A 25824-nucleotide genomic window follows, 5' to 3' on the forward strand; every position below is an offset into this window, starting at 1 on the left:
CTAAGAAAATAGATTATGCAAATAATTAAAAGTATTCAGAATAGGATTTATGAAATCCGGGGAGAAAGAGTAATGTTAGATTTCGATTTGGCATCGCTTTATGAAGTTGAAACGAAGGCACTGAATCAGGCAGTAAAACGTAACATAAAGCGTTTTCCAGATGATTTTATGTTTCAGTTAACTTCTGCTGAGTTTGAAGAGATAAGACTTCATATTGATGCAAGTAATCAAGGTACATCATCACAAATAGTGATGACAGGCCTCCCCAACTTGAAGTCACAAATTGTGACTTCAAGTTGGGGAGGCACCCGAAAAATGCCTTATGCCTTTACAGAGCAAGGTGTAGCCATGTTGAGTGGTGTTTTAAAGAGCGATAAGGCGATTAATATGAACATTGCCATTATGAGGGCCTTTGTTGACGTTCGGAAAATTTTGCTGAAGCAAAGCAACCTTAACGAACAATTAACAGAAATTAAAGAACGGATTGGCGAACATGATGTTCAGCTCAACGAGCTTTATGATGCAATGGAAAATTTAATAGACGATAAAATTGCTCAATTAAAATGGAACGACAGACAAAGAATTGGGTTTAAAATTAAAGAATAGTAGAACCGCAAAAACATAACTATGGAAACTGCACAAGATACAATACAACAAAACGAGGCAAAAGCAGAAACCTCAAAAACCTTATTCAAAGGAACAGGCTCGCAAGTTTTGTTGAATGGATTAATTGAAGAAGGTGTAACCACCATTTTTGGTTATCCGGGAGGAGCAATCATGCCTATTTATGATGCTCTTTATGATTATGCCGATAAATTAGAACACATCTTGGTTCGCCATGAGCAAGGTGGTATCCACGCTGCTCAGGGCTTTGCAAGAGCAAGCGGCGAAGTTGGTGTTGTTTTCGCAACCAGCGGGCCAGGTGCAACCAATTTGGTTACAGGTTTGGCCGATGCGCAAATCGACAGTACGCCATTGGTTTGTATCACCGGACAGGTTTTCGCTCACCTATTGGGAACGGATGCTTTTCAGGAAACCGATGTGATTAACATTACCACTCCGGTTACAAAATGGAATTATCAGGTTACTGATGCCAAAGAAATTCAGGAAGTATTGGCTAAAGCTTTTTACATTGCGAAAAGCGGCAGACCAGGCCCTGTATTGATTGATATTACCAAAAATGCACAATTACAGTTGGAGGAATTCCCTGAATATGTAAAATGCAATCACATCCGCAGTTATCGCCCGAAACCAAAAGTTAGGGTAGAATATATCGAACAGGCAGCCGAATTAATCAACTCAGCAAAAAAACCTTTCATTCTATTTGGACAAGGTGTTATTTTGGGTAAAGCTGAAGAAGAATTCAAAGCTTTTATCAATAAATCAGGAATCCCTGCTGCATGGACCATTATGGGCGAAGGTGCGATCCCAACTTCACACCCGCTAAATGTAGGTATGTTAGGGATGCACGGTAATTACGGGCCAAACGTATTAACCAACGAAGCTGATGTAATTATTGCCATCGGTATGCGTTTTGATGACCGTGTAACCGGTCGTTTAGATAAATATGCGAAACAAGCTAAAGTGGTACATTTAGATATCGACCCTGCTGAAATTGATAAAAATGTTAAAGCAGAAGTTGGTGTTTGGGGCGACTGTAAAGAAACTTTACCCCTATTAACCAATTTAGTTAACGAAAACAAACACGAAGATTGGTTAGCTAAGTTCAGACAATATAATCAGGAGGAAATAGATCAAGTCATTACTCCCGAACTTTATCCAACTGGTGATGAAATGACCATGGGCGAAGTATTGCGCAACATCAACGAAATCTGTGGTGGCGATGCCGTAATCGTTACCGATGTTGGTCAACACCAAATGGTGGCCTGTCGTTATGCTAAATTCAACAATACCCGAAGCAACATTACTTCTGGTGGTTTAGGTACAATGGGTTTTGGTTTACCAGCAGCAATTGGCGCTAAATATGGTGCACCTGATAAAACCGTTATCGCCATTATCGGTGATGGTGGTTTCCAGATGACGCCTCAGGAATTGGGTACCATTATGCAATTCGGTGCGGCAGTAAAAATTCTGATCTTGAACAACCGCTTTTTAGGTATGGTTCGTCAATGGCAACAGCTTTTTCATGATAAACGTTATTCTTTCGTGAATATCACCAGCCCTGACTTTGTTGCTTTAGCAAAATCGTATTATATCGAAGCGAGCAAAGTTGATGAGCGTGCAAACTTAAGAACTGCACTAGAAACCATGATCAACCATGAAGGTTCTTATTTATTAGAAGTTATGGTTGGCAGAGAAAATAATGTTTTCCCTATGGTTCCTCAAGGAATGAGTGTAAGCGAAATCAGGTTAAAATAAGTTGAAAGGTAAAAGCTAGCGTAATCGTCATCTCGACTGTAGCGCAGCGAAACGGAGAGATCTTTCTTAACAACATTTAAAGATTTCTCCACAAGGTCGAAATGACGAATAGGTAAATAAGAAACTATCATGAGTACTGAAGATAAAATAAAATACACAGAAGACACCGTTGACCTAGAAGGAAAACAGGAATATACCATTACGGTGTATGCCGAAAACCGCATTGGTTTACTCAACAGGATTGCGATTATTTTCTCGAAAAGAAAAATCAATATCGAAAGTTTAAACAGTTCCGCATCAGAAATTGAAGGAATACACCGTTTCAACATCGTCATCCACGAAGGTTACGAAGTAGTGAGAAAGCTGGCCCGTCAGATAGAAAAACAGATTGAGGTATTGAAAGTTTATTTCAACACCAACGAAGAAATTATCTGGCAGGAACTGGCGCTTTACAAAGTTTCTACAGATGAAATTGCAGAAAAAGTAACCGTAGAGCGTTTATTAAGGCAATACGGTGCAAGTGCGGTGGTGATCCGTAAAGATTATACTGTTTTTGCGGTAACTGGTCACCGCGAAGAAACTGATGCATTGGTAAAAGCTTTAGAACCTTACGAACTAATTGAATTTGTCCGCTCTGCAAGAGTAGCCATTATCAAAGATAGCGCTGGTTTCCACGAAAAACTAAAGGAATTCGAAGCTTTCGAACCGGGTGAAGAATTGGTAGAAAACGAATTTTTAGAAAAAGGACAGAAGATTTTTACGATGTAAGGTAAAAGGTAGAGCGTATAAAGTTGAAGGCAAAAACACAATGCTTAGCGACCTTTGCGTAAAGCTTGGCGCCCTTTGCGGTTAAAACAACATTAATATGAAATGCAATAAAGCCATACCAATTTTAAGAATATTCGATTACGATAAAGCAGTTGAATTTTATGTAAACTGGCTGGGCTTTAAAATAGACTGGGAACATACTTTTGAAGAAAATACCCCTGTTTATATGCAGATTTCGTTAGATGGCATTGAATTACATTTGAGCGAACATCACGGAGATAGTTCTCCGGGTGCACATATACATATTGACTGTACAGGTTTAAAAGCATTTCATAAAGAAATTATAGACAAAAAGTACAAATACAACAGGCCAGGTTTGGAGAAAACTTTTTACGGAACCTGGGCTGTAACAGTAAACGATCCGTTCTTTAACAAGATTACATTTAACGAAGAATTAACCGAAGCAGAAAAACAAAACAATAATTAGATAGATACGAATTATAATATGATGAACGAGGTATTTGATTTTATAATAAACTCACGCAAGGCATTTATTAAGTTAATAGATGATTTAACAATCGAAGAATTGAATAAAATTCCAGATGGTTATAACAATAACATCATCTGGAACTTTGGCCATATTGTAGTGAGCACGCAAACGCTTTGTTATGTTCGTACAGGTGTATTACAAGATGCTGCTTCGGTAAAATTTAACGAGTATTATAAAAAAGATACGAAGCCAACTTACACCGTAACAGAAGAAGAAGTAGCAGAATTGAAAGCCATAGCATTAGAGAGCATTGAAAAAATAAAAGAAGATTATGCAAATGGAAAATTTTCGAGCATCACTCCTTTTACAACAGCTACCTATGGCGTACAGATGAACAGCATTGAAGAAATTCTGATCACAACTATTGGCCACGATAATGTACACCAAGGTTATGCATGGGCACTGAAGAAACTGGTATAAAATGGGAGATGTAAAACAGATGAGATATGAACCGATAATAAAAAAATCAGTGAATCACCTCATCTTTGTAACCAACCCGAAGGAAAAAAGAATATATAACGATAATTAAATAGAAATTAACCAATAAAAAACAATGGCAAATTATTTTAACACATTACCTCTTAGAGAAAAATTAAACCAATTAGGTGTTTGCGACTTCATGGACAGTTCTGAATTTTTAGATGGCGTTAGCGCATTAAAAGGTAAAAAACTGGTAATTGTAGGTTGTGGCGCACAAGGCTTAAACCAAGGTTTAAATTTAAGAGATAGTGGTTTAGATGTAAGCTACACTTTACGTAAGGAAGCAATTGAAGGCAAACGCGATTCGTGGAAAAACGCAACCGAAAACAATTTTACAGTTGGCACTTACGAAGAACTGATTCCAAATGCAGATGTAGTAATTAACCTTACTCCAGATAAACAACATACCGCTGTTGTAAATGCAATTATGCCTTTAATGAAAGAAGGTGCTACTTTGTTATATTCTCACGGTTTTAATATCGTTGAAGAAGGTATGCAGATCCGTAAAGATTTAACCGTTATTATGGTTGCGCCTAAATGCCCAGGTAGCGAAGTTAGAGCAGAATATGTTCGTGGTTTTGGTGTTCCTACCCTAATTGCAGTTCACCCTGAAAACGATCCTCAAGGTAAAGGATTGGCACAGGCAAAAGCATATTGTGCTGGTACAGGTGGTCACAGAGCTGGTGTATTAAAATCATCTTTCGTAGCTGAGGTAAAATCAGATTTAATGGGCGAGCAAACCATCCTTTGTGGTTTATTGCAAACAGGTTCTATCCTGTCTTTCGATAAAATGGTAGAAAAAGGAATCGATGCAGGTTATGCTTCTAAATTGGTTCAATATGGTGTTGAGGTAATTACCGAAGCCTTAAAACAAGGTGGTATTACGGCCATGATGGACAGATTAAGTAATGTAGCTAAAATCAAAGCTTTCGAAATTTCGGAAGAATTGAAAGATATTATGCGTCCATTATTCCAAAAACACCAGGATGACATTATGAGTGGCGAATTTAGCCGTATCATGATGGAAGATTGGGCAAATGGTGATAAAAACCTATTGGCTTGGAGAGCTGAAACTGGCGAAACCGCTTTCGAAAAAACGCCTGCTGGTGACGTTAAAATCGGTGAGCAAGAATATTTCGATAACTATACTTTAATGGTTGCTTTTGTTCGCGCTGGTGTTGAATTGGCTTTCGAAACCATGGTACAAGCTGGTATTAAACCAGAGTCGGCTTACTACGAATCGTTACACGAAACACCACTTATTGCCAACACCATTGCGCGTAAGAAATTGTTCGAAATGAACCGTGTTATTTCTGATACTGCTGAATACGGTTGTTATTTGTTCGATCAGGCTTGTAAACCACTTTTGGGTGATTTCATGAAAAAAGTAGATACTGATTTAGTTGGTAAAAACTTCAACGAAGGTAAAGATGGCGCTGTTGATAACAGACAATTAATTGATATCAACGAGGCTATCCGCTCTCACCAGGTAGAACAAATTGGAGCAACCTTGCGTAAAGCAATGACTGCAATGAAAGCAATTAAAACAGCATAGAAACAAAAAGAATGTCATCCTGAGCCTGTCGAAGGAATTCTTTTTGTTTCTATAAAGAAAAAGTCTTCGACAAGCTCAGACTGACAAACATTAAATAATAACGAAATGTCAAAAACATTAGTAGAAAAAATTTGGGATGCTCACGTTGTAAAAAGTGAAGAAGGATTTCCTGATATTTTATACATTGATACACACTTAATACACGAGGTAACCTCTCCGCAGGCATTTGATGGTTTGCGTAAAAGAGGATTACCTGTTTTTCGTCCGAAGCAAACTGTAGCAACAGCCGATCATAATGTACCTACGTTAAATCAATTGTTGCCAATTAAAGAGGAGCTTTCGCGCTATCAGGTAGATATGTTAACGAAAAACTGTGCAGAATTCGGTGTAGAACTGTACGGTTTAGGGCATCCTTTTCAAGGCATTGTACATGTTATCGGCCCTGAATTGGGTATCACCTTACCTGGTAAAACAATGGTTTGCGGCGATAGCCATACCTCTACCCATGGTGCTTTTGGTGCCATTGCATTTGGTATCGGTACTTCGCAGGTAGAGCAGGTTTTTGCAACGCAATGTTTATTGCAGTCGAAACCTAAAACCATGAAAATTGAGGTAAATGGCGAACTTGGAAAAGGTGTTGGTGCTAAAGACATTATCTTATACATTATTGCCAAAATCTCTGCTGCTGGCGGTACAGGTTATTTTATAGAATATGCAGGTTCGGCAATCGAAGCTTTAAGTATGGAAGCCCGCATGACGATCTGTAATATGAGTATCGAAATGGGTGCACGCGGTGGATTAATTGCACCAGATCAAACTACTTTCGATTACATTAAAGGAAGAGAATTTGCTCCAGCAGGCGAAGAGTGGGATAAAGCTTTAGCTTATTGGAAAACATTATATAGCGATGCTGATGCGAAATTCGATAGTGTTTTAACTTTCGATGCGGCAGATATTGCACCTATGATTACCTATGGTACCAACCCTGGAATGGGCATGGGTATTCAGGAACATATTCCGGCAACTGGTGCACAACCCGAAAAAGAAAAACTTTCGTACCAGAAAGCGTTAGATTATATGGGCTTTGATGACGATTCTTCATTAATTGGGAAACCGGTTGATTATGTGTTCATCGGAAGCTGCACCAACTCACGTATTGAAGATTTGCGCGAAGTTGCCGATTTTGTTAAAGACAAACGCAAAGCTGATAACGTTACCGTTTGGATTGTTCCAGGTTCGAAACAGGTTGAGCAACAAGCTAAAAATGAAGGTTTGGATAAAATTTTCGAAGCTGCTGGTTTCCAATTACGCGAACCTGGCTGTAGTGCCTGTTTAGGAATGAACGAAGATAAAATCCCTGCAGGTAAATATTGTGTATCTACATCAAACAGAAACTTTGAAGGCAGACAAGGACAAAATGCACGTACCTTATTGGCCAGTCCACTTACAGCAGCAGCAGCAGCCGTAACCGGAAAAATTACCGATGTAAGGGATTTGCTGGATAAGGTAGAAGGTTAACCCCTAAATCCCCTGAAGGGGACTTTAGCACTATGAATAATAATACTACCAGTACTCAATCAAAAGCCCCCTCAAGGGGGTTGGGGGTTTTAGAAGTTGCCATATTAAATGTAAAAGCCGGGTTATCGGCTGATTTTGAAAAAGCTTTTAGCGAGGCACAAAAAATTATTTCTTCTATAGAAGGTTACATTTCACATCAGCTTCAAAAATGCGTAGAGGTAGAAAATAAATATATCCTGCTGGTAAACTGGAAAACACTGGAGGCACATACCGAAGGTTTCAGAGGATCCGCAGAATACCAGGATTGGAAAAAGTTATTACATCACTTTTATGATCCTTTCCCAACAGTTGAACACTTTGAGATAGTAGAGGGTTGTAAGGCTTAAAGAATAAAGATAAAAAGTGGAATACAAGTCTTGCTACTTGGTACTCCTTACTTGATACTAATTGACATGAAAAAATTCACAAAATTAACATCGGCAGTAGTGCCTTTAAATATAGAGAACATCGATACCGACCAGATTATCCCGGCGAGGTTTCTAAAAGCGACTACCCGCGAGGGTTTTGGTGAAAACTTGTTCCGCGATTGGCGTTATGAAAACGATAACCAGCCTAAAGCTGATTTCGTGATGAACAACCCAACCTACAGCGGCCAGGTTTTAGTGGCAGGGAAAAACTTTGGTTGTGGCAGTAGTCGCGAGCACGCTGCATGGGCTATTCAAGATGCTGGTTTTGACGCGGTTATCAGCAGTTTCTTTGCCGATATCTTTAAGGGAAATGCCTTGAACAATGGTTTATTACCCATTCAGGTAAGTGACGAATTTTTGGCGCAGATTTTCAAAGCGGTTGACAACAATCCAAAATCGGCCTTAGAAGTTGATTTAGAAAATCAAACGGTTACCATTGTAGAAACTGGTGCTCAAGAATCATTTGAGATCAATCCTTACAAAAAATCGTGTTTGATAAACGGTTATGATGATATCGATTTCATCTTGGCACAAAAAGAGTTAATCGCAGAATTTGAACAGACAAAATAATGCTTAAACCATTTGTCTACATACAAAACCTAAACTTAAGTTACCGCAATAAAGCGGTACTAAAGGATTTGTATTGGGAAGTAAATGTGTGCCAAAACTGGGTTTTATGGGGCGAAAGTGGCAGCGGAAAAACTTCTTTGACTAAAGCGATTGCGGGTTTAATTCCTTCTCAGGGTAGTATTGAAATCAATTACAACGCCCAAAGTAAATTACCGGCCGAAGTTTTATTTGTAGAAAGCTGGTATCAGTTTAAAAACCTCGAAGGTGTTGCAAACTTTTATTATCAGCAACGCTACACCAGCTTACAGGCCAATGATACTTTAACTGTACATGCAGAACTGGTAGCTTACGGCAAAGAAAAAGGACTTCATTTCGATTTGGTTGAACCCATTTTAGAAGCACTGGGCTTTGCTACTTTTGCGAGTTCACAACTAATCGAATTATCAAGCGGCGAGCATAAAAAACTGCAATTGGTTAAAGCCTTATGGTTAAAACCCCAATTGTTAATTATCGATCAGCCTTATACCGGTTTAGATGCAGCATCGCGCAAAAACCTGAATACGCTTTTGGAGCAGATTACAGCAGAAGGTGTACAATTAATTTTAATCTGTAACGATTTAGAATTTCCAGAAAGCATTGATTCTTTTGCGGAGATTATAGACGGGCAGATTGTAAGCTCATTTTCAAGAGAAATTGGAGACCTTTCACCTGAAATACACAAAAAGAAAATACCCGCTTTTTTAAAGGAGTCGCCAATTTACTCATCAAATGATATGGTAAAAATGGTTGATGTAAACATCAGCTATGGCGAAAAACAGGTGCTAAAAAACATCAACTGGGAAGTTAAAGCTGGCGAAAAATGGTTATTGCAAGGCCCTAATGGCTCAGGAAAATCTACTTTATTGAGTTTAATAAACGGCGATCACCCCCAATCTTATGCCAACGAGCTTTATTTGTTTGGCAACCGGCGAGGAAGTGGCGAAAGCATTTGGGATATTAAGCAGCATATTGGTTTAATATCACCAGAGTTTCATTGGTACTTCGATGCCACCTCAACTGTTTGGAAGTGCATTGCTTCGGGCTTTTACGATACCGTAGGCCTGTTTCAGCAATTGCCTTATAGCAAAAGAGCACAAGTTGATGAGCTGATTGAATATTTTGGATTAACCGAAAACAAAAATGAATTATTAACCGCACTTCCACTCGGTAAACAGCGATTGGTATTATTAGCGCGGACGATTATAAAAAATCCGGAACTATTAATTCTGGATGAGCCTTGCCAGGGTTTAGACCAACAGCAAACAAAACATTTTAACCAATTGGTTGATGAACTGTGCAGCAACGGGATGACCTTAATTTACGTTGGCCATTTTGAATCGCAGCTGCCAACCTGCATAGAAAAAAGAATATTGTTAGAAAAAGGCGAGGTAAAAGTCGTCGAAAGTTTAAACACAGAAATATTAAGCTGATGCAAAATTAACCACGGATAAAAAGGATGGACACAGATAAAAATCTAATGGCCCGTAAAGACACGAACCATGGCAAAAATCAATCTATGTTTATCTGTGAAAATCTCTGGTAAAAACTGTAGCGGCAAAAGAGGAGTCAACAATGAAGAAGAACATTTTAGTAATACCTGGAGACGGTATTGGACCCGAAGTTACCACTTGGGGAAAAGCAGCATTAGAGAAAATTGCCGAAATTTTTGGCCATGAATTTGTGTTCGAAGAAGCTTTAATGGGCCATGCGGCTATTGAAGTTACCGGCGAGCCTTTGCCAGATGAAACTTTAGAAAAAGCAAGACAAAGTGATGCTATCCTTTTTGGAGCCATTGGCCACGCCAAATATGATAACGACCCAAGTTTAAAAGTTAGACCAGAACAAGGTCTGTTAAAAATCCGTAAGGAACTGGGTTTATTCGCTAATCTCCGCCCCATATTACTATTTGATGAACTTCTTCAGGCATCGAGCATCAAACCGGAAATTTTAAGAGGAACCGATATTTTGTTCTTCCGCGAATTAACGGGTGATGTTTACTTTGGTGAAAAAATTCGCTCTGAGGACCGTAATACTGCTTCAGACTTAATGATTTACCACCGTTATGAAGTAGAACGCATTGCGCATAAAGCTTACCAGGCCGCACAGCAACGTAATAAAAGATTATGTTCGGTAGATAAGGCAAATGTTTTAGAAAGTTCTCGCTTATGGCGCGAAACCGTTCAGGAAATTGCAAAACAATATCCTGATGTAGAAACAGAGCACATGTTTATCGATAATGCAGCCATGCAGTTGATCAAAAACCCTAAAAAATTCGATGTGGTTTTAACGGCCAATTTATTTGGAGATATTTTGACAGATGAGGCTTCACAGATTGCAGGTTCGATGGGTATGCTGGCTTCGGCATCTGTTGGCGAAAGCACAGGTTTCTTCGAGCCGATCCACGGTTCTGCACATGATATTGCAGGTAAAGATTTAGCTAACCCATTAGCCTCTATCCTATCGGCTGCATTAATGTTAGAAATTGGCTTCGGACTAAAAGAAGAAGCTAAATTATTGGTTGACACCATCGACCAGGTATTGAAAGAAGGTTTTAGAACACATGACATTGCCGACCAAAATACAAACCGGTTTAAAGTTTTAGGCACAGCCGAAATGGGCAAATTGGTTCTTAAATTCTTATCACAAAAATTAATCACTTCCTAAACTTAAGATTATGATTCACGACCCAAACAAAGTTTATATTTTCGACACGACATTGCGTGACGGGGAGCAGGTTCCAGGCTGCCAGTTAGATACAAACCAAAAAGTAGAAATCGCTAAATCACTTGAGCTTTTAGGTGTTGATGTGATTGAAGCTGGTTTCCCGGTATCTAGTCCTGGAGATTTTAATAGCGTAATTGAGTTATCAAAAGCAGTTACCAACCCGATTATCTGCGCGTTAACCCGTGCAAATAAAAACGATATCGATGTTGCTGCAGATGCTTTACGTTATGCGAAAAGGCCACGTATCCACACCGGGATTGGTTCATCTGATTTCCACATTAAACATAAATTTAACAGCACCCGCGAAGAAATTTTAGAACGTGCTGTTGAAGCCGTAAGGTACTCGAAAAAATTTGTGGAAGATGTTGAATTCTACGCAGAGGATGCCGGCCGTGCAGATATCGAGTTTTTAGCCAAAATGGTTGAAGCGGTAATTGCTGCTGGTGCAACTGTAGTAAATATTCCAGATACCAACGGTTATTGCTTACCAGACCAATACGGCTCGAAAATTCTTTTCTTAAAAGAGAATGTAAAAAATATCGATAAAGCCATTATCTCTGTGCATTGCCACAACGATTTAGGCTTGGCTACAGCGAATTCTATCGCAGGCTTACAGAATGGTGCCCGCCAGGTAGAATGTACGATAAACGGCATCGGAGAGCGCGCAGGCAATACATCCATGGAAGAAGTCGTCATGATTTTGAAAACACACAAGATTTTAGGCTTAAACACTCAAATTGATGCTACCCGTTTCTATGAAATGAGCCATATGGTGCGTAACCAGATGAATATGCCTGTTCAACCTAATAAAGCAATTGTTGGTGGAAATGCATTTTCGCATAGTTCAGGCATTCATCAGGATGGTTTCTTGAAAAACCGTGAAAACTATGAAATTATTAAACCAGAAGATGTTGGTTTCCCTGACGCAACGATTGTATTAACGGCAAGAAGCGGACGCCATGCTTTAAAACACCATTTAGACCGTTTAGGCCATAAATTGGAAAAAGATCATTTAGATATTGTTTACAAACAATTTTTGGTTTTAGCCGATAGCAAACAAGGCATTAACGATTACGATTTAAACCAATTGGTTGCTTTGCATTTGGCGTAAAAGCTGAAAGGTTAAAGACTAAAACTAAAAGCAAGTGGCGAATTGCCTTAAAAACTTTGAGGGGTGTCCCCTTTTGGAGGGGGCAGGGGGAGGATTTAAGTTTGAAACACAAACCTTGCTCCCTAAACCTGATCCGATAGCTATCGGATGGAATGAGCGCAGCGAAATAAAATGTAAAGCAGGAGAGCTGCCTCCGATGGAATGCCAAACCCTGCTTTACAAAAAAATATATAAGAGAATATCAGTCTTGATACTTGATTCTCTCTACTTGATACTACAACAATGAATACTACAACACCGAATACATTAGATTTTTTATCTGCATCGCAACGGTTAAAAGGCGTAGTAAAACGTACGCCTTTAGAGTTTAATGCCGGACTTTCTGCTCATTACAATGCCAACATTTATTTGAAAAGAGAAGACCTGCAGATTGTACGCTCATACAAATTACGTGGTGCCTACAATAAAATTAGCACATTGCCACAAGATGCATTAATTAACGGTGTAGTTTGTGCAAGTGCAGGTAACCACGCGCAAGGTGTGGCCTATTCATGCAAGAAACTTGGCATTAAAGGGGTGATTTTTATGCCGGAAATTACGCCGAAACAAAAGGTTAAACAGACTTACATGTTTGGTGGCGACAATGTTGAAGTGGTTTTAGTTGGCGATACTTTTGATGATTGTTTAAAAGAAGCCCTGGCCTATAGTGCCGAAAAATCAGCCACTTTTATTCCTCCTTTTGATGATGAAAAAGTAATTGAAGGGCAAGCAACTGTTGGTGTAGAGATTTATGAAGACCTACCTGATTTAGATATTATTGTAATGCCTGTAGGTGGTGGCGGTTTGGCATCAGGCGTGAGTGCTTACATGAAAACCGTTAAACCCGAAGTGAAATTGGTTGGTGTTGAGCCGCTAGGTGCACCATCAATGGTTACAGCGATGGAATATGGTGGTCCGTTTACCTTAGATGAAATAGACCGCTTTGTGGATGGTGCAGCTGTAAAAAGAATTGGCCATATCACTTACGAATATTGTAAGGAACTGTTAGATCAGATGCATTTAATCCCTGAAGGAAAAATCTGTACGACCATTTTAAAATTGTATAACGAAGATGCCATTGTTGTTGAACCTGCAGGAGCACTCTCTGTTGCAGCATTAGATCAGCTTAAAGACCAGATTGCCGGCAAAACGGTAGTTTGTATCGTAAGCGGTGGAAACAACGATATTGAGCGCATGCAGGAGATTAAAGAGAAATCTTTGCTTTTCGAAGGTTTAAAACATTATTTCATTGTACGTTTCCCGCAAAGACCAGGGGCTTTAAAGTTATTCGTGAATGAGGTTTTAGGTCCACAGGATGATATTACCCGTTTTGAGTTTATTAAAAAAACAAATAAAGAAAATGGTCCTGCATTGGTTGGTATAGAACTTTCTAATAAAAACGATTATGCAAGTTTATTACAACGCATGAAAGATTTTAAATTCGAAATTATTGAACTAAACCAGGACCAGACTTTGTTTGAGTATTTGGTTTAATGGTTTAACCGCAAAGGGCGGAAAGTTTTTCACAAAGCACACAAAGTATAATTTAATTCCTTTGTCATCCTGAGCCTGTCGAAGGACAATCACAGTGTTTCGACAAGCTCAACATGACACATCTTTAATAAAGAAAAATGAATTTCAAAGACCTAAGCAACAAAGCATTAATTTCTGACAGCGATATTGATTGGGAAGATTTAGGAGCAGGCGTTAAACGCAAAATTATGGCTTATGATAACCCGTTGATGCTGGTTAAGGTAGAATTTGAAAAAGACGCTATTGGTACCATTCACAATCATCCTCATTTGCAAATGAGTTATGTAGCAAAAGGAAGTTTTGAGGTTAGCATGGGTGATGATAAGAAAATCTTAAACGAAGGCGATGTTTTCTTTGCCCCATCAAATGTATTTCATGGCGTTGTTTGTTTAGAAGCTGGATTATTGATCGATATTTTTAATCCGCATCGGGAAGATTTTTTGAAATAAAACCGATGGCCGTCATTTCGAGCGGACCCGATAGCTATCGGGTGCAACGCAGTCGAGAACCCGCAGGCTCAGCAAAGCTAAATCTGTCTCGAGGCAGATCTCTCCGTTCCACTGCGTTCCGGTCGGGATGACGGGATCTAGTGTGTCGATCGCTAGGAACCTTCCGCCTTAAACCTTTTACCTTCCACCTCATTCAAAGGTAAACCTCACATTCTTATAGCCCAATCCTTCGATAATCGGTTTAAGTACTGTTGTAGCATTGGTTTTAGTCTGTGCTAAAATACTCGATTTTTTAACCTCAGCAGTTACCTGTCTTTCGGCTGCTTTATACGCTTCATCTACCAAACCGGCTTCTCGGAAGAAAGCCATTTTTGTATCATAAACCCGGGAGTTTTTATGATCGATTTTTACATAACATATTTCGGGCTGTGGTAAATTTACTACAGCGGTGTCCGCATCAATATCAATATCTTCACGTGTAATTTTGGTTAAATCGATACAGCCTACTGCTTCGGCTTTAACAATCAATAAAACACTGGCTTCGGGTAAAAAGTCTGTTTTATTTTTGTGTTCTAAAACATCGCTGATCTGGTACCTTACCAGCTCCAATTTACCAATGGCCTCAATTTTTTCGACCAGAAGCTGATGTTTGCTCTCTACAGAGGTATTGATGCTAAACTTTTTGGAGATAAATAAGTAACCCGCAACGATTAAAATTAACCAGGGTAAGAGACGAAAAAAGAGCTTCATATTTTAAAAAAATAGGGTACCAACATTTGTGTATTTAATCTGTTGCACAATAATTAATCCATAAATCTCCAATTATATTTTTTTGGCAACAGATTTGTAATAGCAATATCACACACACAAATAAAAACTAATCAACATGAAAAAATTTACCATCTTAATGCTTTGCATCGCCACACTAGGTCTGGCTTCCTGCAAAAAAGAAACTGTCTATCAAGAGTTAAGGGCCAAAACGTATAACTTTACGATTAATTCTAATGAATGGCTACGCAATGCCAATGGGAGCTATTCTGTAAGTAAGCCGCTAGCTGCCATTGATGGGGTAACGTTGGATGATGAAGGTGTTCTAGTCTATTTTGAGCACCCTAGTGATCCAAATGGTGATATCCAATTACCTTATACATTCAATTACAATGCTTTTAGCTATAAAGTTTCTAATGGAGGTTTAAGGTTTGATGTTCAGGATACTAATAATTTAACAGCTACAGTTCCACCTAACTATAATACTTTGGTAAAAGTTGTTATTATTCCTTCTGATTATGCTGGAAATTAAATTTTAAAAATCTTTAAAACTCCAAAAAACGACTGATGTTCAATTGAACGTGGTCGTTTTTTTTATGCTCTCCCCTGTTTAGTTGTATTGCACGGATGTTCACTCCATTTCTTTCTAAAAGCAGTTCATCATAAAAGCCTTTGTAATACACATCTTTTACCTCATAGCGCCTGCTGCTCCAACTATTGCTTATTTCGGCCCATTCGGGATAAAACACAACGAATTCTTTTTCCGTTTTTAAACCAATTTTTTCGGCATCGGCTTTCGATAAAACCACAGCATTGCCTAAAATCTGAGCAGTATAAATATGTTTTGGATGCTGGTAAATTTCTGCCGGTTTTCCTGTTTGCAGCAATTCGCCATTTTTTAGGATAAGTAATTGGTCGGCAAGGAATAAACCATCGGCCGGATCGTGAGAAACCAAAATTACAGTAACGCCAGTTTCGGAAGCTACTCGTTTGATATCAGCACGCAGTTGATTCTTAAGTAGCGCATCAACCTGACTAAAAGGTTCGTCTAAAAGTAAAACCTGTGTATCGGCAACCATTGCTTTTGCTATGGCCACCCGCTGCTGCTCTCCCCCACTCAGCTCGATAATTTTTTTGTTCTGGAGTGGCGAAATCCGAAGATGTTCCATAATCTGGAGCGTTTTATCGGCTTTGGTTTTAAGGTCGGTATTTGAGAGTTGTGAGGCAATATTATCGTAAACCTTTGCATAAATATTTAACGAAAAATCCTGCGTAACCATTTTCATCTGTTTGTGGCCTGGGATGAGTTGTTCATCAGGGCCTTTAACCCTTTTATCTTCGAAAAAGATTTCACCCTCATCAGTTTTCAGCAATCCGTAAATGGATTTAAGTAAGGTCGATTTTCCACTTCCACTCTCTCCGATTATGGCCACTACATCGCCTCTTTTGATCTCGAAACTTACATTTTTAATTCCACCGGCCTGTTCTGCCTGATATTGCTTGGTTAAATTTTTAACGCTGATTAGGGTATTGCTCACACGGTAAAGATAAGAAAAAGGTAGAGCGATTAAAATTACACGTGTATTATATTTTATTTTTGCACGTATCAAGACATCTATGTATCTTTACATCAGCAATTATAAGGCCATGAACACTAAACTAACCTTAACTATAGATAAGTCTGTTATTAAACAGGCAAAAGCTTATGCAGAACAGCAAGGCAGAAGCCTGTCTGCAGTGGTAGAGAATTATTTAAAAGCTGTTATCAAAAAAGAAGAGATTGTAAAAGACGATGATGAACTTTCTCCAATCATAAAATCTTTGATGCTCCGCCCGAAAGTAGAACTACCTGATGATTATGATTATAAAAAAGAACTGGAGAAAGTCAGGGATGAGAAATATCAAAAATATTTAAATAATAATGAAAGATAACATTCTCATTGATTCTGATGTTTTACTTGATTTTTTTCTGAAACGAGAACCATTTTTTATTGATTCATCAAAAATTCTGAATTTATGTGTCAACCAAAAAATCAATGGTTTTGTTTCGGGTTTAATAATAGCCAACACGTATTATTTGTTGAGAAAACACTTTAGTCATAAAGATATTTTGGCCGACTTTAAGATATTATTTACTTTTTTAGATATTTTAATAATTGACAAAAACGTTATTTTGACTTCAATCGATTCTGAATTCATAGATTTTGAAGATGCACTCCAAAATTTTTCGGCTGAAAACCATGGATCGATTAACGCTATAATTACTCGAAATATTAAAGACTACAAAAGGAGTAAGCTAAGTGTATTAACGCCTACAATGTTTCTAAAAACATTATAAAATAAAAAATCCTGTCTCGCCTAACCGAAACAGGATCTGTTTTATTTGTGTGTTGCTGTGTTTTAATTTAATCCGAAGGTAACCCCGAAACTCATATTTTTTAAACCAGCTTGTTGAGCGGTAGTAAACATATCGTTAAAGTAATATTTGGTAAATAATCCTATACCACCATAGCCAAATCTAACTGTACCTCCATAACGAACCGATTGAAAGTGGTAGCTATCGTATTGTTTTTCTTTACCACGTTCTTCGCTTACCTGTTTAATTTTTCCGTTTAGCAAAAAGCTAACCTCCGGACCTAAAACCAGGTAAAATCTTTTGCTGTTTTTGTTTTCGCTGGTACGGAATTCGAAGTTTAAGGGAATATGTACATAACTGCTCGAGAAACGGTTTTTTGAAAAATGTATAGGTGCCTGATCGGTATATACAAATTCGTTAGAATTTTTAGCAATAGTAATGTCTTTTCGCAGGCGGATCAATGTCCAGTCGAACCCACCGGCTACATAAACCTTAAAGTTAGAGTTGAAACGATAGCCAAATTGCAGAACATCGAAAGAGAAAGTACTGGTTTTGCCGCCTTTATAATCCAAAAAATCGTTGTTTGGAGATAAGTTGAAACTGCCATTGTCGATTAACCTGGAGAAACCTAAATCAACTCTGGTAAAAGTAATTCCGCCCACGAAACGGCCTTTTTTAACTGAATCTGTAGATTTGGTTTTAATGATGATACCATGTCCTTCACTATAATCCATTTTCTTTTTGGTACTATCTTGTTGTGCAAAAGCACCTGGAGCCATAACACCGGCAAGCCCGCTTACCAAAAGTGTTGTATAAATTAGACGTTTCATATGTGTGTGTTGTTGAGTTATTGAATGAGTGAATTATTGAATGAGTGAATGGTTTGAATTTCGTATCCTAAAATCTGTTAACCCTGATCAATCCTAGCTTATTTCTTATTCCGTTTACCTATTTTAAATGGACCAATATTGATTGATGCCAAAGAAGAGTCATCATCATCTGTACGGAACTGGATCAGCTTATCTTTTCTTTTGTCCATTTTATTAACGATGAGGTTTACCACATCGCCAACATTACGGATACCTTTATTTTGTTCGTTATCGTTAACAGGTTCATCTGTTTTAACTGGCGTTGCAACAACCGCAGTTACAACCCCTTCTTTTGGCTCTAAAATCGCCTCTTCGATTTTTGTTTTGATATCTTTTTTAGGCTCCTCAATTTTCGCTATGTAAGTTTCCTGTTTTTGCATTTCAGGGGCCGTAACTATGCGCGGTTGCTCTATAACAGGCTTAACTTCTCGTTTCACCTTTGTTTTGGCAATAGCACTTACCGCTTTAGGTTGAACTGGCACAACTGGTGCGATATTTTCAACTGGTGCAACAATTGCGGCTGAAGAATCTTTAACAACGGGCTCTTGTACCACTGGTTTCGTTTTTTCAATCGTATTATTGGCCAAATGTTTGCCTCCACTGCCGGTATTTTGCTGTTGATAAACCAAAACCCCAATCGTAGCAATTAATAGTACAGCGGCCGCCGATAACCAATAAATCGGTATGATTCTTTTTTTCTTAGGTGCTATTTCGCTTTCAATGTTGCTCCATAAATCCCTAGAAGGTGTTACTTCTGCATCAGCAAAAGCATCCTTAAATAACTGATCAAAATCCTTATCCCGTATAGGTTGCATAACCAAATCCCTCCATTTTAATAATTTCTTCTTTTAATATTGCCCTTGCTCTCGATAGTTGCGATTTACTTGCACCCTCTGAGATCCCAAGCGTTTCTCCAATTTCTTTGTGCGAATAACCTTCAATTACATACATGTTAAAAACCATGCGGTAACCATCTGCCAATTTTTGTATCACCTTCATTAAATCCTGCATCCCTAAAGTGCCAAAATCAAATCCGGTTGATGGTTGTTCGTAAGCTTCATCTATTTCTACAACATTTAAGCTACGTAAATTTTTACGGTAACTTTCAATTGCAGTATTCACCATAACCCTTCTAATCCAGCCTTCAAAAGAACCATCGCCCCTATACTCTTTTATTTTCTGGAAAATTTTAATATATCCCATTTGCAGCACATCTTCTGCCTCCATTCTATCTTTGGCATAGCGCATACAAACAGCCAACATCTTCGATGCCGTTTGCTTGTAAAGCAGCTCTTGCATCTTCCGGTCGCCAGCTTTGCAGCCTTCCATCAAATCGTTTATCGTATAGCTTCGCGTCAATTTCATTGTGTGTTTGTATATAGAAGATGGCAGATTACAAACAATGGTTGCATGAGGATAGAAAAAAAGTTAAATAAAGTTAAAAACAGCTAAAACCCTATTGATTATCAACAAGATATAGTTAAAATATTTTTCAAGAAAGATATAGATTTTTTATTTGAAAATGAACATTCAGCATTTCATCGGGAGCAGCAGTCCCGTGCCAAAGGCACTCCTTTGGAGCTATTCGCTTCAAAGCCTCGGTTCGTCCCTCACCTTCGTGTTTTTCGCTGCTATCGGGTTTAGGAACACAGGACAGGCTTAAAACAATAAACCCCGCAGGTTTTAGATACCTACAGGGCTTGAAATCTTATGAGAATAATTACCCTCAACCTTCCTACCTTCTACCTTCCATCCTTTTTCACTTTAAACAATTTAAAATCCTGTTTGTAGGTCAAAAAGAATGAATGGTTAAACTGAAGTTGTTTATCGGTATTGTCTAAATCGATATGCGGTTCGAAACGTACATCAAGATATAAATGTGGGATTAATTCTTTTTGGTAAGCATAACGCAAAGAAACAATGTTTCTAGCACTTTGCTTCAAACCTGGACTGTACAGGTTATCTGAAACCGATTCATAAAGCGGCATACCTTTAATTGAAATAAAGTTATTGCCTTTCCAATAAGAAGCCACCAAACTGCCCCATTTACTTTCTACACCTGCATTTAACCATAAACCAAAACCACCTTCGTAAGCTTTTCTTTTATCAGGTGAAAAATCTTTATACACCGCAATATAATTGTCGGTATACACCTGTTTAATGTTGGTATTAATTGCTTTGTGCAGTTTTAACCCAGTCGCACCGTTAAACATGGTGGTAATGGGAATTTCTTTAAGCACATCAATCTGTCCACCTTGATGGAAAGCCAAAAATTGGGCAGGCAAACTAAATTTCCATCCATTACCTTCTGCAATGGTACTTTCGGTAGATAAACCACCAATAATTTCTTCTTTGGCAGGATCACCCTTATAAATCATTTTCTGCCAGGCAATCCAGGCATCTAAAGTAAACTTCTTACGCTCAACCAATAACTGTGTTCCATATTCAATTGGTGTGGTTAGGGTTCTTTCGAAATCGTATAATGGTTCGATGTACTTATGCTGAATATTACCTTCTAAACTTCCAAAAATTAAAGTAAGATTTCTTTTATGGTATTTTACGCTAAACAAAGGTTTAGCATCCGAAATTCCGTTTCTACCAAAATCCTTTCTGATAAAAGCACCTGCGATAATCGCCAGATTAGGATGCGCGTAATAAACAATTTGAGGCTGCAACTGTGTTCCATACAATGTATAACCATCGTGAAAATCGTTGGTATACTCGTAATTACGAACGTAGTTTAAATTATAAAAGTTGAAGTGAACCTCGTTGGTTAAGCTGCTATCGGGACGGATACGATTTTCGAAAGCCGATTGATCAAACTGTGCCAAAGCGAAATAAGTACTAAAAAGGAAAGATATTAAGAGTAAGGTCTTTTTCAGACCTGTAGATGTAAACATGCGCTTGAATTTTATCGCCCAAATTTAGAATAGTTTTTTATTAAATTATCAAGTACAGGGTATCAAGTATCAAGAAGTCGGTGCAAGTTTACGCAAAGGAAACAAAGTTAATATAGGTTGACCACCAAGGCACAAAGAACACAAAGTTTTCTTAACAGCTTTAATTAAAAATAACATTCTTGGTCACTTTGTGGTGAAGATTATTCACCACGCTTTTTACGATAGTTCTTGTACAGCTTAACCGCAATCATAATGGCCATGGCAATCCCCATTATGCCAATTAAACCATAAATCCAGTTAATGGCACTTTTAAGGATGACCACAAATACAATGGCAATCATAAAAATGGTAGCCAGCTCACGCCATAACCTCAACTGAAAGCTGCTTAGCTTATATTGATTGTTTTTAAGCTGTTTAACGATGTTTTGGCAGATGAAATGATAAATGAGTAAGCCAACAACAAAACCTAGCTTAACCCACATCCAATCAGCTTGAAGCAAACCTTGGTTTAAAGTCAGCATAGATACACCTGCCAAAACAGAAATGATCATGGCTGGGGTGGCGATAATTTTCCATAAAGTAGCCTCCATTTTAACAAACTGTTTCTGGAGGATACTTTTTTCAGGTTCGGGCTTATCGTTTGCCTCGGTATGATAAATAAAAAGACTTAAGATATAAAACAATCCTGCCATCCAGCTAATTACAAATACAATGTGTACTGCAAGAAAATAGTGGTAATATGGCTGTAAGGTTTCTATCATGGAATGTTTGTAGGATAAAGCCTTTTATTTAAAATAGATCAGAATGTGTTCCGACTCTCAATAGAATTATTTCCTTTTCTTCGGTTATCTCAAACCATATGATCAATAAATCGGGCTTAATATGGGCTTCCCAATTGTCCTTATAGTTTCCAACTAATTTATGCGGGCGATGCTTCTTATCAATTCCACTGACACCATCAATCTCTAATTTAAATAAAAAATCCTTAATGAGATTTATGTTCTTTGCAGAACGTTTCTTCATTAGCTTAATATCCTTATCAAATTGATTGGTAGGCTTTAGAACAAACATCTACAAGGAATTGATATACGAATTTATATCTTTAATCGGTTCGCCTATCCCAATACCCTTGTGTGCATCATCGATAGTTTTTTGCGTAACCGAATTGGGTACAGATTTACCAGCACTCTCCTTTTTAAAAGTAACACCAAGCTCCTTTAAAAGCTGTTTTACCAATTCGCTTTTTTTTTCAGGAATATTTATAATAAGTGTTTCCATATCCAAATATAACGATTTACAGCAACCGTTCAAAGTCCGCTTTAGGAGATTTAGGGATTAATACCTAAACTCTTTTACCACCTCAATTGCATACTTCACGTTATCGAAAGGAATATCTGGCATTATACCATGTCCTAAATTGAAGATAAAACCTTCAGTACCACGCATGCGCTCGAACAATTTATGGATCTGTGCCTTGATTACAGCTTTATCCGCATATAAAATATGTGGATCTAAATTTCCCTGAACGGCAATACCTGCTGGCAAAGCATTTTTAATATTCAATAAATCAGCGTTCCAGTCAACCGAAATTACATCTGGCTTAGCTTCTGCCATAATCGGAGCAAAAACCGAACTTCCTTTACAGAAAGAAATAACCGGAATATCTTTTCTATTTAAGTTAGCAATGATTTCCTGAATGTAACGGTGAGAAAACTCCTGATAATCATTCCATGATAAGGCAAGTGCCCAGCTATCAAAAATCTGAACAGCATTAACTCCAGCAGCAATCTGAAGATTCAGGTAATCTGCCGTTACTTTAGCAATTTTAGCCAAAAGTTTGTGCGCCAACTCTGGCTGATTGTGTATAAAGAGCTTGGTTAATTTAAAATCTTTAGAAGAACCTCCTTCAATTAAATAACTCATTACGGTAAATGGAGCACCTGCAAAACCGATCAATGGAATTCTGCTATCCAATCGTTGTTGAATCACTTTAATCGCATCGGCAACGTATTGCAATTCGTCCAGACAATCAACATTTAAGTTTTCGATGTCTTTAGCGGTACGTACCGGATTTGCAAACTTAGGTCCAACGCCTTGAGTGAAGCTTAAATCGCCGCCCATAGCCTCGCCAGTTACCAAAATATCACAGAATAAAATCGCGGCATCAATATCCAACAAATCAACAGGCAACATGGTCACATCTGCTGCAATTTCTGGGTTTTTACACATCTCTAAAAAAGAGTATTTGTTTTTAATTTCCCAATATTGTGGCATAAAACGACCTGCCTGACGCATCATCCATACTGGTGGGCGTTCGGTTTGTTTTGAAAATGCTGCGTCTAAAAATAAGTTATTCTTCATGATTTGTATTTGCTATTTCACTCATCGTCACCCTGACCTGTAGCGAAGCGGAAAGCTACGCAGTAAATAGTTCAAAGTCTTAATAACAAAAAGATGCTAAAATAAATTCAGCATGACGAGTGGGCTAAAAATTTAATTGCGCAAAGGTATAAATAAAAAAAAAACGAAGTACCTTTTTATCAAAAACTGGTGCTTCGTTTGTTCAAAATGACAATATTAATATTATAACTTGCTTATTTCTTTTTCAATTTTAATGATAATGTCTTTCGAGCGTTGCGTTTCGGCAAGTTCTTTGGCCAATTTCGTATAAGCTTCTGCCCTTTCTTTATCTTTCTTCCGCAAAGCGAGGTTAGCCAAATGGATCAGTACATAAGATTTCTCGTTCTTTCCTCCCACCGGAAAACGGCTTGCCAACTGAAAGTGATATTCAGCTTTATCGTAGTCTTCTTCCTTCAAAGCCATATTGCCCTGCATGAATTCGTAATAACCCCTTCGGCTTTTAGCCAGGCGCTCTGGCTTAACCACCTCAGCCAATAAGGCTTTGGTTTTACCGAATTCGTTATTCTTGAAATGTTTCGATGCCATCAAAACCGAACTATGCTTAAAATGGCTCCAAACAACAAAGGCAAACAACAGTCCTGAAACAGCGGCCAGCTGATATTGATTGTAAAATACACAAACCAATACAGCAAGCACAAAAACTGCCATTAAAGCATATCTGCCCTTATTATTGTACATTAATGACTATCAGTAAATTTATAGCCTACACCACGGATAGAGTGGAAATAAACTGGATTTTTTTGATCTGGTTCGAAATACTTACGGAAAGTTAAAATGAAGTTATCAATTGTTCTTGTTGAAGGATAAACATCATAGTTCCAAACAGTTTCTAAAATCTGCTCTCTTGAAACCGCATCGTTTTTACGCTCGATCAACAGTTTCAGCAACATCGTTTCCTTTTTGGTTAACGGTGTGATGGTACCATCATCGTGTTTTAATTCGAAAGAGTTAAAATAAATTGTTTTATCACCGATTTTGTAAGAATTCAATTCTTTTAAATCATCAGATTTTAAACTGCGTTTAACCAAAATACCAACACGAAGAATTAATTCTTCTAAGTTGAAAGGTTTAACCAAATAATCGTCAGCTCCTTTTTTCAAACCTAAAACACGGTCTTCTGAAGTGTTTTTAGCTGTTAAAAACATAATCGGAACTTCTGCATTCTCTAAACGGATTGTTTCGCAAACCTGGAAACCATCCATTTCAGGCAACATTACATCTAAAATAATTAGATTAAAGCGTTCTTCTTTAAAAATTTTAAGAGCGGTTTTGCCATCTTTAACGGCGTGAACTTTATAACCCTCAAGTTCGAGGTTTAATTTGATAGCATCTAACAAGTGATCCTCGTCTTCTACCAATAGAATTCTTAATTTTTGTGACATAATTGAGATTAACTAAATGTTACTTCAAAAATACTTCCTTGAGGCAAATTGTCTTTTACTGTAATATCTGCATCATGGTATTGTAAAACCTCTTTCACAATAAACAAGCCTAAACCTGTTCCTTTCGCTTTTCTGACATTCTCGTTACCAACGCGGTAAAACTTATCAAATATCAACATTTTTTCGGCATCTGAAATACCCGGCCCCTGATCTACCACGCTTAATTGAATATGCCCATCAACCTTGTTTAAATGCACATTTATCTCATCACACGGGTTCGAATACTTCACCGCATTCTCAATTAAATTGGTTACTACTGACGATAAGGCAAATTTGTCACCCACCACCTGCAAATTTGGCTGAATTTTAGCATTTATAATCTGCTCGCATCCACAAGAATGAACCTGTAGCCTATCCGTAATTTTATATACCAGCTCCGAGAAATTAAATTCTTCCTTCGGAAAAGTATAGGAACGGTTTTCGATCTTGGTGGCCAACAGCATATTTTCAACCAGATCATCCAAACGCTCAATATCTTTTAGCGAATTGTTAAGCAATGAAGTTTGGCGTGCTTTATCCAGATCACGTTTAACAATGGTTTGGATAGAAAGTTTTATCGCTGCCAAAGGCGATTTCAGCTCGTGTGTAATCGACATCAGAAAGTTCTGCTGCTGTTCCCTTAATTTATCTTCACGTTTTAACGATTGATGAAGAAAATAACCGCCAATACAGAGCAAAAACAAAAACACTGAACCCTCACCCATAATCATGGTCATGCGGCTTGGCTGCAAACGCACCACCAATGTTCCCCACGAAATGAGTTGAATCAGTGCGTAAAGCAATAATGCGTAAAATATAATTATAGATTTCTTCATTCGTCGATTTTTCCTTCTGGTTGATTACACAGATTGTTTTTCCCATGGTTCGTGTCTCCACGAACCATCAT

30 protein-coding genes are annotated in these 25824 nt (G+C 38.0%); 17 read left to right on the forward strand and 13 right to left on the reverse strand.

All coding sequences use genetic code 11. The features are described from left to right. Positions 1 to 15: 15 nt before the first annotated feature. From ASU31_RS08805 to ASU31_RS08875, 14 genes are all read left to right on the forward strand, one after another. Entirely contained in the window at positions 16 to 606 is a 591-nt protein-coding gene (locus ASU31_RS08805; protein WP_057931985.1) for an ORF6N domain-containing protein, read from the forward strand. A 21-nt stretch (positions 607 to 627) separates the two neighbouring features. Next, entirely contained in the window at positions 628 to 2379 is a 1752-nt protein-coding gene (gene ilvB / locus ASU31_RS08810) for a biosynthetic-type acetolactate synthase large subunit (RefSeq protein WP_057931986.1), read from the forward strand. Between the two features lie 129 nt (positions 2380 to 2508). Next, positions 2509 to 3147 carry an acetolactate synthase small subunit gene (ilvN, locus tag ASU31_RS08815; protein WP_057931987.1) on the forward strand — a complete coding sequence of 213 codons (639 nt, stop codon included), beginning with the start codon at positions 2509 to 2511 and terminating at the stop codon, positions 3145 to 3147. A gap of 97 nt (positions 3148 to 3244) precedes the next feature. Continuing rightward, on the forward strand, positions 3245 to 3634 hold the full coding sequence (locus ASU31_RS08820) for a glyoxalase superfamily protein (RefSeq protein WP_057931988.1): 390 nt from the start codon (positions 3245 to 3247) through the stop codon (positions 3632 to 3634). 18 nt (positions 3635 to 3652) lie between these two features. Further along, positions 3653 to 4117, forward strand: coding sequence for a DinB family protein (locus ASU31_RS08825; RefSeq protein WP_057931989.1), 465 nt, complete (start codon positions 3653 to 3655; stop codon positions 4115 to 4117). 133 nt (positions 4118 to 4250) lie between these two features. Continuing rightward, the gene (gene ilvC / locus ASU31_RS08830; RefSeq protein WP_029276477.1) at positions 4251 to 5732 is read left to right on the forward strand and encodes a ketol-acid reductoisomerase; all 1482 of its coding nucleotides are present in this window, start codon (positions 4251 to 4253) and stop codon (positions 5730 to 5732) included. A gap of 105 nt (positions 5733 to 5837) precedes the next feature. Next, positions 5838 to 7250: a 3-isopropylmalate dehydratase large subunit gene (leuC, locus tag ASU31_RS08835; protein WP_057931990.1), complete on the forward strand. Its 1413-nt coding sequence runs from the start codon at positions 5838 to 5840 to the stop codon at positions 7248 to 7250. A gap of 32 nt (positions 7251 to 7282) precedes the next feature. Further along, positions 7283 to 7636, forward strand: coding sequence for an antibiotic biosynthesis monooxygenase family protein (locus tag ASU31_RS08840; RefSeq protein ID WP_057931991.1), 354 nt, complete (start codon positions 7283 to 7285; stop codon positions 7634 to 7636). Between the two features lie 66 nt (positions 7637 to 7702). Continuing rightward, positions 7703 to 8287 (forward strand): 3-isopropylmalate dehydratase small subunit, encoded by a 585-nt coding sequence (gene leuD / locus ASU31_RS08845; protein ID WP_057931992.1) that lies wholly within the window; start codon positions 7703 to 7705, stop codon positions 8285 to 8287. Beyond that, on the forward strand, positions 8287 to 9756 hold the full coding sequence (locus tag ASU31_RS08850) for an ATP-binding cassette domain-containing protein (RefSeq protein WP_209434976.1): 1470 nt from the start codon (positions 8287 to 8289) through the stop codon (positions 9754 to 9756). The genes leuD and ASU31_RS08850 overlap by 1 nt, the downstream gene beginning before the upstream one ends. Before the next feature lie 142 nt (positions 9757 to 9898). Beyond that, positions 9899 to 10990: a 3-isopropylmalate dehydrogenase gene (leuB, locus tag ASU31_RS08855; RefSeq protein WP_057931994.1), complete on the forward strand. Its 1092-nt coding sequence runs from the start codon at positions 9899 to 9901 to the stop codon at positions 10988 to 10990. 10 nt (positions 10991 to 11000) lie between these two features. Continuing rightward, positions 11001 to 12161 (forward strand): 2-isopropylmalate synthase, encoded by a 1161-nt coding sequence (locus ASU31_RS08860; protein WP_083488690.1) that lies wholly within the window; start codon positions 11001 to 11003, stop codon positions 12159 to 12161. Positions 12162 to 12443: 282 nt separating this feature from the next. Continuing rightward, the gene (ilvA, locus tag ASU31_RS08870) at positions 12444 to 13694 is read left to right on the forward strand and encodes a threonine ammonia-lyase IlvA (protein WP_057931996.1); all 1251 of its coding nucleotides are present in this window, start codon (positions 12444 to 12446) and stop codon (positions 13692 to 13694) included. Positions 13695 to 13831: 137 nt separating this feature from the next. Beyond that, the gene (locus ASU31_RS08875; protein ID WP_057931997.1) at positions 13832 to 14182 is read left to right on the forward strand and encodes a cupin domain-containing protein; all 351 of its coding nucleotides are present in this window, start codon (positions 13832 to 13834) and stop codon (positions 14180 to 14182) included. 189 nt (positions 14183 to 14371) lie between these two features. On the opposite strand, the gene ASU31_RS08880 is transcribed toward ASU31_RS08875, so the two are convergent. After that, positions 14372 to 14932: a DUF4230 domain-containing protein gene (locus tag ASU31_RS08880; RefSeq protein WP_057931998.1), complete on the reverse strand. Its 561-nt coding sequence runs from the start codon at positions 14930 to 14932 to the stop codon at positions 14372 to 14374. Between the two features lie 136 nt (positions 14933 to 15068). On the opposite strand from ASU31_RS08880, the gene ASU31_RS08885 reads away from it, so the two are divergent. Further along, entirely contained in the window at positions 15069 to 15482 is a 414-nt protein-coding gene (locus ASU31_RS08885) for a hypothetical protein (protein ID WP_057931999.1), read from the forward strand. Positions 15483 to 15495: 13 nt separating this feature from the next. On the opposite strand, the gene ASU31_RS08890 is transcribed toward ASU31_RS08885, so the two are convergent. Continuing rightward, on the reverse strand, positions 15496 to 16488 hold the full coding sequence (locus ASU31_RS08890; RefSeq protein WP_057932239.1) for an ABC transporter ATP-binding protein: 993 nt from the start codon (positions 16486 to 16488) through the stop codon (positions 15496 to 15498). 109 nt (positions 16489 to 16597) lie between these two features. Here ASU31_RS08890 and ASU31_RS08895 point away from each other — a divergent pair, with 109 nt between their 5' ends. Both ASU31_RS08895 and ASU31_RS08900 read left to right on the forward strand, forming a co-directional pair. Next, positions 16598 to 16882: a DUF6364 family protein gene (locus tag ASU31_RS08895; RefSeq protein WP_029276498.1), complete on the forward strand. Its 285-nt coding sequence runs from the start codon at positions 16598 to 16600 to the stop codon at positions 16880 to 16882. After that, complete coding sequence (locus ASU31_RS08900; RefSeq protein ID WP_029276499.1) at positions 16872 to 17288, forward strand: PIN domain-containing protein; 417 nt, start codon at positions 16872 to 16874, stop codon at positions 17286 to 17288. Before ASU31_RS08895 ends, ASU31_RS08900 begins: the two co-directional genes overlap by 11 nt. A 62-nt stretch (positions 17289 to 17350) precedes the next feature. On the opposite strand, the gene ASU31_RS08905 is transcribed toward ASU31_RS08900, so the two are convergent. The 11 genes from ASU31_RS08905 to ASU31_RS08955 form a co-directional block, all read right to left on the reverse strand. Beyond that, positions 17351 to 18136: an outer membrane beta-barrel protein gene (locus tag ASU31_RS08905; protein WP_057932000.1), complete on the reverse strand. Its 786-nt coding sequence runs from the start codon at positions 18134 to 18136 to the stop codon at positions 17351 to 17353. 98 nt (positions 18137 to 18234) lie between these two features. Next, complete coding sequence (locus ASU31_RS08910; RefSeq protein WP_057932001.1) at positions 18235 to 18990, reverse strand: hypothetical protein; 756 nt, start codon at positions 18988 to 18990, stop codon at positions 18235 to 18237. Continuing rightward, positions 18971 to 19540 (reverse strand): RNA polymerase sigma factor, encoded by a 570-nt coding sequence (locus ASU31_RS08915; RefSeq protein WP_025146912.1) that lies wholly within the window; start codon positions 19538 to 19540, stop codon positions 18971 to 18973. The genes ASU31_RS08910 and ASU31_RS08915 overlap by 20 nt, the downstream gene beginning before the upstream one ends. Positions 19541 to 19917: 377 nt before the next feature. Continuing rightward, positions 19918 to 21075: a hypothetical protein gene (locus ASU31_RS08920; protein ID WP_057932002.1), complete on the reverse strand. Its 1158-nt coding sequence runs from the start codon at positions 21073 to 21075 to the stop codon at positions 19918 to 19920. A 200-nt stretch (positions 21076 to 21275) separates the two neighbouring features. Further along, positions 21276 to 21836 (reverse strand): CopD family protein, encoded by a 561-nt coding sequence (locus ASU31_RS08925; RefSeq protein WP_057932003.1) that lies wholly within the window; start codon positions 21834 to 21836, stop codon positions 21276 to 21278. A 28-nt stretch (positions 21837 to 21864) separates the two neighbouring features. Next, complete coding sequence (locus tag ASU31_RS08930; protein ID WP_057932004.1) at positions 21865 to 22146, reverse strand: type II toxin-antitoxin system YafQ family toxin; 282 nt, start codon at positions 22144 to 22146, stop codon at positions 21865 to 21867. Then, positions 22147 to 22353, reverse strand: coding sequence for a hypothetical protein (locus tag ASU31_RS08935; protein ID WP_057932005.1), 207 nt, complete (start codon positions 22351 to 22353; stop codon positions 22147 to 22149). Between the two features lie 57 nt (positions 22354 to 22410). Next, the gene (gene hemE / locus ASU31_RS08940) at positions 22411 to 23436 is read right to left on the reverse strand and encodes a uroporphyrinogen decarboxylase (RefSeq protein WP_029275764.1); all 1026 of its coding nucleotides are present in this window, start codon (positions 23434 to 23436) and stop codon (positions 22411 to 22413) included. Positions 23437 to 23658: 222 nt separating this feature from the next. Next, a complete protein-coding gene (locus ASU31_RS08945; protein ID WP_057932006.1) occupies positions 23659 to 24174 on the reverse strand; it encodes a hypothetical protein in 516 nt (171 codons plus the stop codon). Continuing rightward, positions 24174 to 24878, reverse strand: a complete 705-nt coding sequence (locus tag ASU31_RS08950) for a response regulator transcription factor (RefSeq protein ID WP_025146905.1) — start codon at positions 24876 to 24878, stop codon at positions 24174 to 24176. Before ASU31_RS08950 ends, ASU31_RS08945 begins: the two co-directional genes overlap by 1 nt. An 8-nt stretch (positions 24879 to 24886) precedes the next feature. Then, positions 24887 to 25753: a sensor histidine kinase gene (locus tag ASU31_RS08955; protein WP_029275766.1), complete on the reverse strand. Its 867-nt coding sequence runs from the start codon at positions 25751 to 25753 to the stop codon at positions 24887 to 24889. Positions 25754 to 25824: the final 71 nt, after the last annotated feature.

Origin of the sequence: Pedobacter ginsenosidimutans (genome assembly GCF_001442625.1) — a bacterium.
In the GTDB taxonomy this organism is placed as follows: domain Bacteria; phylum Bacteroidota; class Bacteroidia; order Sphingobacteriales; family Sphingobacteriaceae; genus Pedobacter; species Pedobacter ginsenosidimutans.

Bases quoted from the DNA above. Each gene is read 5' to 3' on its own strand.
- ASU31_RS08805 (WP_057931985.1), top strand. From the start codon at position 16: ATGCAAATAATTAAAAGTATTCAGAATAGGATTTATGAAATCCGGGGA.
- ilvB (WP_057931986.1), top strand. From the start codon at position 628: ATGGAAACTGCACAAGATACAATACAACAAAACGAGGCAAAAGCAGAA.
- ilvN (WP_057931987.1), top strand. From the start codon at position 2,509: ATGAGTACTGAAGATAAAATAAAATACACAGAAGACACCGTTGACCTA.
- ASU31_RS08820 (WP_057931988.1), top strand. From the start codon at position 3,245: ATGAAATGCAATAAAGCCATACCAATTTTAAGAATATTCGATTACGAT.
- ASU31_RS08825 (WP_057931989.1), top strand. From the start codon at position 3,653: ATGATGAACGAGGTATTTGATTTTATAATAAACTCACGCAAGGCATTT.
- ilvC (WP_029276477.1), top strand. From the start codon at position 4,251: ATGGCAAATTATTTTAACACATTACCTCTTAGAGAAAAATTAAACCAA.
- leuC (WP_057931990.1), top strand. From the start codon at position 5,838: ATGTCAAAAACATTAGTAGAAAAAATTTGGGATGCTCACGTTGTAAAA.
- ASU31_RS08840 (WP_057931991.1), top strand. From the start codon at position 7,283: ATGAATAATAATACTACCAGTACTCAATCAAAAGCCCCCTCAAGGGGG.
- leuD (WP_057931992.1), top strand. From the start codon at position 7,703: ATGAAAAAATTCACAAAATTAACATCGGCAGTAGTGCCTTTAAATATA.
- ASU31_RS08850 (WP_209434976.1), top strand. From the start codon at position 8,287: ATGCTTAAACCATTTGTCTACATACAAAACCTAAACTTAAGTTACCGC.
- leuB (WP_057931994.1), top strand. From the start codon at position 9,899: ATGAAGAAGAACATTTTAGTAATACCTGGAGACGGTATTGGACCCGAA.
- ASU31_RS08860 (WP_083488690.1), top strand. From the start codon at position 11,001: ATGATTCACGACCCAAACAAAGTTTATATTTTCGACACGACATTGCGT.
- ilvA (WP_057931996.1), top strand. From the start codon at position 12,444: ATGAATACTACAACACCGAATACATTAGATTTTTTATCTGCATCGCAA.
- ASU31_RS08875 (WP_057931997.1), top strand. From the start codon at position 13,832: ATGAATTTCAAAGACCTAAGCAACAAAGCATTAATTTCTGACAGCGAT.
- ASU31_RS08880 (WP_057931998.1), bottom strand. From the start codon at position 14,932: ATGAAGCTCTTTTTTCGTCTCTTACCCTGGTTAATTTTAATCGTTGCG.
- ASU31_RS08885 (WP_057931999.1), top strand. From the start codon at position 15,069: ATGAAAAAATTTACCATCTTAATGCTTTGCATCGCCACACTAGGTCTG.
- ASU31_RS08895 (WP_029276498.1), top strand. From the start codon at position 16,598: ATGAACACTAAACTAACCTTAACTATAGATAAGTCTGTTATTAAACAG.
- ASU31_RS08900 (WP_029276499.1), top strand. From the start codon at position 16,872: ATGAAAGATAACATTCTCATTGATTCTGATGTTTTACTTGATTTTTTT.
- ASU31_RS08905 (WP_057932000.1), bottom strand. From the start codon at position 18,136: ATGAAACGTCTAATTTATACAACACTTTTGGTAAGCGGGCTTGCCGGT.
- ASU31_RS08910 (WP_057932001.1), bottom strand. From the start codon at position 18,990: ATGCAACCTATACGGGATAAGGATTTTGATCAGTTATTTAAGGATGCT.
- ASU31_RS08915 (WP_025146912.1), bottom strand. From the start codon at position 19,540: ATGAAATTGACGCGAAGCTATACGATAAACGATTTGATGGAAGGCTGC.
- ASU31_RS08920 (WP_057932002.1), bottom strand. From the start codon at position 21,075: ATGTTTACATCTACAGGTCTGAAAAAGACCTTACTCTTAATATCTTTC.
- ASU31_RS08925 (WP_057932003.1), bottom strand. From the start codon at position 21,836: ATGATAGAAACCTTACAGCCATATTACCACTATTTTCTTGCAGTACAC.
- ASU31_RS08930 (WP_057932004.1), bottom strand. From the start codon at position 22,146: ATGTTTGTTCTAAAGCCTACCAATCAATTTGATAAGGATATTAAGCTA.
- ASU31_RS08935 (WP_057932005.1), bottom strand. From the start codon at position 22,353: ATGGAAACACTTATTATAAATATTCCTGAAAAAAAAAGCGAATTGGTA.
- hemE (WP_029275764.1), bottom strand. From the start codon at position 23,436: ATGAAGAATAACTTATTTTTAGACGCAGCATTTTCAAAACAAACCGAA.
- ASU31_RS08945 (WP_057932006.1), bottom strand. From the start codon at position 24,174: ATGTACAATAATAAGGGCAGATATGCTTTAATGGCAGTTTTTGTGCTT.
- ASU31_RS08950 (WP_025146905.1), bottom strand. From the start codon at position 24,878: ATGTCACAAAAATTAAGAATTCTATTGGTAGAAGACGAGGATCACTTG.
- ASU31_RS08955 (WP_029275766.1), bottom strand. From the start codon at position 25,753: ATGAAGAAATCTATAATTATATTTTACGCATTATTGCTTTACGCACTG.